The following is a 3170-nucleotide window of genomic DNA, read 5'->3' on the forward strand; positions in this document are numbered from 1 at the left end:
AGCCACAAAACCCTCATCTCCCACGCAGCACCGCAGAAGGTAAGGTTTACCTACCCATCACCCTTCCCTTCAGCGCTCGTGGCGCACTTAAACGACAAGCTGAGGGAGCCCTCGTATTACAGTCGCTGTTTCGCCCTCGGTAGGGTTTTCAGAGCTTTGAGTAGCGGATGCGGCTGGTTCGTCGCGGCGACGGTGGTAACGGTGAGTGAGCGTGTCGGGGTGCCCGTCGTGCCCTGGCCGAGTCCTGGGCTTGGGAACTACACGCGTGTGACGTCGGGCGGCCGTGCCGCGTTGCTGAATTTGTGGAAAACATCAACGACAGCACGGCCGCTTGGGCCAGCATAGAAGATGTCGCCGACCGCGGTGGCCGGGTCGATGCCCAGGTCAGGGCGGTCCTGGGGCGGGTGATGGCGCAGCGGCGCAGCACCGGCGTGGCGTTCGACGAGGTGGCCGCGCTGGCGCCGGGGACACGGGCGAACTGCTGGCCGCTGGCGGAGGCGGCCGGGCATGAGGGGCCCCACCGGATGCAGGCCCTGCTGCGTTCCTACCGGTGGGACTGGAAGACACTGCGCACAGAGCTCGCGGGGCTGGTCACCGGGTGGCTGCCGGACAGCGACGGCGACCTGACCGGCCCGGGGATCGCGATCGACGAGACCGCCCACCTGAAAAAGGGGCGACGCGACCGCCTGCGTCGCTCCCCAGCACGCCGGCTGCACGGGCAAGGTCAAAACTGTGTGACCACCGTGTTCTGCGCCTACGTCACCGCGCACGGGCAGGCATGGGTCGACTTCGACGTGTACCTGCCGCAACGGTGGGCCGAGGACCCGGACCGCCGGAAGGCCGCCGGGGTCCCCGACGACCTGGCGTTCGCCACCAACCCCGAGCTGGCGATCGGCCAAGTACGCCGCGGCGCTGCCGGCGCGGTGGGCAGCCTTCGACGAGGTGTACGGGTGTTGAGCGTCTCTGAAAATGCCGACGGGCTGGGGTCGACGCGTCGTGGTACGTGCCGACGGGTGGAACCGGTCGCCGTGAGATCGTCCGTGTTCGTCGGCGGCGGCACCGTGCCGATGGTGGACGTGGAACGGCCCTCCCGGTGATCTCTTAGGCGGAGCTGAGCCGGGAGGGCCGCGGGTAGCGCTTGCCTCCGTCTTTCACGGGAGTGAGTGATATGCCGGGCTGACCTTGCCAGAACGTGATCGAGGTGCACCTGACCAGCAAGAATGCGATTTGTCTAGGACCGCATCGTTGTGAGGTAGGTGCACCTCTTCCGTGCAGGCTACGCCATCCGCCACGTGGGCTGATCGACTCGAGTTCGTCGGCGACGACGACCGGCTCGTCGCCTCCGTCGGGATCCTTCCGGTCCGGTTGTTGGCCGAGAAGCTCGGCCTGCGGGCCGGGCTGTCCACAGCGTGGGCGCGGCGCGGGTTCACCCCGCTCTACGACCGCGGCCAGCTCGCGGTCGACCTCGCGCTGACGCTGCTGCTCGGCGGAGAGGCGATCAGCGACTTCCAGGGCCTGCGCCACCTGGCCCCCGTGACCGGCCCCGTCGCGTCGACCCCGACGGTGTGGCGGTTCCTCGCCGAGGCCGACGACGAGACGCTCGCCCGGCTGGTCCGGGCACTCGCCGCGTTCCGCCGCCGGTGGTGGGGACTGCTGGCCGCCCGACCGGAGGGCTTCCCGTGGCTGACGGTCGCCGGCCGAGAACTGACCGGGATCACGGTCGTGGACCTGGACGTCACGCTCGTGCTCGCCGGCTCCGAAGGCAAGCAGAACGCGGCGGCCACCTACAAGGGGGGCATAGGGTTCGCCCCGAACCTCGCGACCTGCGACAACACCGACGACGTGCTGGTGATCGACCCACGACCCAATGCCACGTAGCCTAAGTTGATCTTTCCTGTTTGGTCTGGATGGATGTTGGATGTCCGGCGTATCGGTTCCAGGCGTTCCGCCTGGTTGTAGGCATGATCGTGGGGTGTGGAGCAGACTGGGGTGGTGCTACCGGCCGGCCGGGTGACCGACTGGATCTCGCTGGGCGTGCTGGCGTCGTGGGTGTCGCGGGACGCGGTCGACGAGGCGGTCGAGGAGACCGGCAAAGCCGCGAAGCGCTCGGACGGGACGATTCCCCCGCATGTGGTCGTCTACTTCGTGATGGCGTTGGCGCTGTTCGCGGACGAGGACTACGAGGAGGTCGCGGCGTCGCTGGCCGGGGTGCTCGCGGACTGGGGCGCTGGGTGGGAGCCGACGTCGAGCGGGCTTGCGCAGGCCCGTAAACGGCTGGGCCCGGAGCCGATGGCCGAGCTGTTCCGCGAGGTCGCGCGGCCGGTCGCCCAGGAGGACACCGGGGGTGCGTTCTTCGACGCGTGGCGGCTGATGAGCCTGGACGCGATGGTCTTCGATGTCGAGGCATCGAAGAAGAACCTTGCCGAGTTCGGGCTGCCCGGCACCCGCGACGGCGCCGAGGCCGCGTTGCCGCAGGTCCGGGCGGTCACGGTCGATGAGTGCGCCTCGCATGCGCCGGTGCTGGCCGCGCTCGGCCCCGCCTGCGCGGGCAAGGCCACCGGCGAGCAGACCCTCGCCCGGACCCTTTACCCGCGCTTCCAGGCGGACTGGTTGGTCACGGCCGACCGGAACTTCTACAACTGGGCGGACTGGTGCGCGGCCGACGACACCGGCGCGGGGCTGCTGTGGCGGGTGCAGGCCGACCTGCGCCTACCCGTGCAGGCCGAGCTGGGGGACCACTCCTACCTGTCCGTCCTGATCAACCCGGACATCCGCGGCAGGGCCCGCGCAGCGCTGCTCGACGCCGCCCGCGACCGCCGCCCGCTCGAGGGGGCGAAGGCCCGCTACGTCCGCGTCGTCGAGTACGACATCCCCGACCGCGAGGGCAACGGCAAACACGAACTGTTCGCCCTGATCACCAACATCCTCGACCCGCGGGACGCCCCCGCGATCCCGCTCGCGGGCGTCTACCAGCAAAGATGGGAGCACGAAACCGGCAACAAACAGCTCAAAACCTACCTACGCGGACCGGGGCGCGTCCTGCGCTCGAAGTCCCCAGAGTTGGTCTACCAGGAGATCTGGGGCTACCTGCTGACCCACTTCGCGATCAGCGCGCTGATCTGCACGGCGGCGACCGCCGCCGGGATCGACCCGGACCGGATCACGTTCAC

At 69.2% G+C, this 3170-nt stretch carries 3 protein-coding genes; all 3 read left to right on the forward strand.

Annotation, left to right across the window (positions count from 1 at the left end):
* Nucleotides 1-302: 302 nt before the first annotated feature.
* Nucleotides 303-1097 (forward strand): transposase, encoded by a 795-nt coding sequence (locus U9977_RS26505; protein WP_322752000.1) that lies wholly within the window; start codon nucleotides 303-305, stop codon nucleotides 1095-1097.
* Between the two features lie 172 nt (nucleotides 1098-1269).
* Complete coding sequence (locus U9977_RS26510; RefSeq protein WP_322752001.1) at nucleotides 1270-1878, forward strand: transposase; 609 nt, start codon at nucleotides 1270-1272, stop codon at nucleotides 1876-1878.
* Nucleotides 1879-1974: 96 nt separating this feature from the next.
* A partial coding sequence (locus tag U9977_RS26515; RefSeq protein ID WP_322752002.1) for an IS4 family transposase occupies nucleotides 1975-3170 on the forward strand: 1196 nt, incomplete at its 3' end.

The organism is Protofrankia sp. Cas8 (assembly GCF_963555845.1).
Taxonomy (GTDB): Bacteria; Actinomycetota; Actinomycetes; order Frankiales; family Frankiaceae; genus Protofrankia.